Genomic DNA, 2066 nt, shown 5'->3' with positions numbered 1-2066 from the left:
GGCTGAAATTTATCCCTCCGTAGATGTACTGGGATGAAGAGTAACCTGTCATAGAGTCTCTCAAATGTTTGCAGCGCGAACGATGGAAACATCTTCGGGTTGTGAGGTTAAGTGACTAAGCGTACACGGTGGATGCCTAGGCAGTCAGAGGCGATGAAGGGCGTGCTAATCTGCGAAAAGCGTCGGTAAGGTGATATGAACCGTTACAACCGGCGATACCCGAATGGGGAAACCCAGTGTGTTTCGACACACTATCATGTCATGAATACATAGTGGCATGAGGCGAACCGGGGGAACTGAAACATCTAAGTACCCCGAGGAAAAGAAATCAACCGAGATTCCCCCAGTAGCGGCGAGCGAACGGGGAGGAGCCCAGAACCTGAATCGGCTTGTGTGTTAGTGGAAGCGTCTGGAAAGTCGCGCAGCAAAGGGTGATAGCCCCGTACACTAAAATGCACAGGTCGTGAGTTCGATGAGTAGGGCGGGACACGTGACATCCTGTCTGAATATGGGGGGACCATCCTCCAAGGCTAAATACTCCTGACTGACCGATAGTGAACCAGTACCGTGAGGGAAAGGCGAAAAGAACCCCGGCGAGGGGAGTGAAATAGAACCTGAAACCGTGTACGTACAAGCAGTGGGAGCACCTTCGTGGTGTGACTGCGTACCTTTTGTATAATGGGTCAGCGACTTATATTTTGTAGCAAGGTTAACCGTATAGGGGAGCCGTAGGGAAACCGAGTCTTAACTGGGCGATTAGTTGCAAGGTATAGACCCGAAACCCGGTGATCTAGCCATGGGCAGGTTGAAGGTTGGGTAACACTAACTGGAGGACCGAACCGACTAATGTTGAAAAATTAGCGGATGACTTGTGGCTGGGGGTGAAAGGCCAATCAAACCGGGAGATAGCTGGTTCTCCCCGAAAGCTATTTAGGTAGCGCCTCGTGAACTCATCTTCGGGGGTAGAGCACTGTTTCGGCTAGGGGGCCATCCCGGCTTACCAAACCGATGCAAACTCCGAATACCGAAGAATGTTATCACGGGAGACACACGGCGGGTGCTAACGTCCGTCGTGAAGAGGGAAACAACCCAGACCGCCAGCTAAGGTCCCAAAGTCATGGTTAAGTGGGAAACGATGTGGGAAGGCATAGACAGCCAGGATGTTGGCTTAGAAGCAGCCATCATTTAAAGAAAGCGTAATAGCTCACTGGTCGAGTCGGCCTGCGCGGAAGATGTAACGGGGCTAAACCATGCACCGAAGCTGCGGCAGCGACGCTTAGGCGTTGTTGGGTAGGGGAGCGTTCTGTAAGCCGTTGAAGGTGGCCTGTGAGGGTTGCTGGAGGTATCAGAAGTGCGAATGCTGACATAAGTAACGATAAAGCGGGTGAAAAGCCCGCTCGCCGGAAGACCAAGGGTTCCTGTCCAACGTTAATCGGGGCAGGGTGAGTCGACCCCTAAGGCGAGGCTGAAAAGCGTAGTCGATGGGAAACAGGTTAATATTCCTGTACTTGGTGTTACTGCGAAGGGGGGACGGAGAAGGCTAGGCTAGCCGGGCGACGGTTGTCCCGGTTTAAGCGTGTAGGGGGTGTGACCTGGTAAATCCGGTTACATACTAACCCTGAGGCGTGATGACGATGCACTACGGTGCAGAAGTAGTTGATGCCCTGCTTCCAGGAAAAGCCTCTAAGCTCCAGGTAACATTGAATCGTACCCCAAACCGACACAGGTGGTCAGGTAGAGAATACCAAGGCGCTTGAGAGAACTCGGGTGAAGGAACTAGGCAAAATGGTGCCGTAACTTCGGGAGAAGGCACGCTGGCATGTAGGTGAAGTCCTTCGCGGATGGAGCTGAAGCCAGTCGAAGATACCAGCTGGCTGCAACTGTTTAATAAAAACACAGCACTGTGCAAACACGAAAGTGGACGTATACGGTGTGACGCCTGCCCGGTGCTGGAAGGTTAATTGATGGGGTCAGCCGCAAGGCGAAGCTCTTGATCGAAGCCCCAGTAAACGGCGGCCGTAACTATAACGGTCCTAAGGTAGCGAAATTCCTTGTCGGGTAAGTTC

General features: G+C 52.6%; 1 rRNA gene. It reads left to right on the top strand.

Going from position 1 to position 2066, the window contains the following annotated elements:
- Window positions 1–105: 105 nt before the first annotated feature.
- Window positions 106–2066, top strand: a 23S ribosomal RNA gene (locus OZD68_RS00180); the annotation flags it as partial.

This window comes from Wolbachia endosymbiont of Drosophila bicornuta, assembly GCF_028982105.1.
Classification (GTDB): Bacteria; Pseudomonadota; Alphaproteobacteria; order Rickettsiales; family Anaplasmataceae; genus Wolbachia; species Wolbachia pipientis.
Note: the sequence above shows the minus strand (reverse complement) of the source record. Positions and strands in the feature narration are given on the sequence as shown.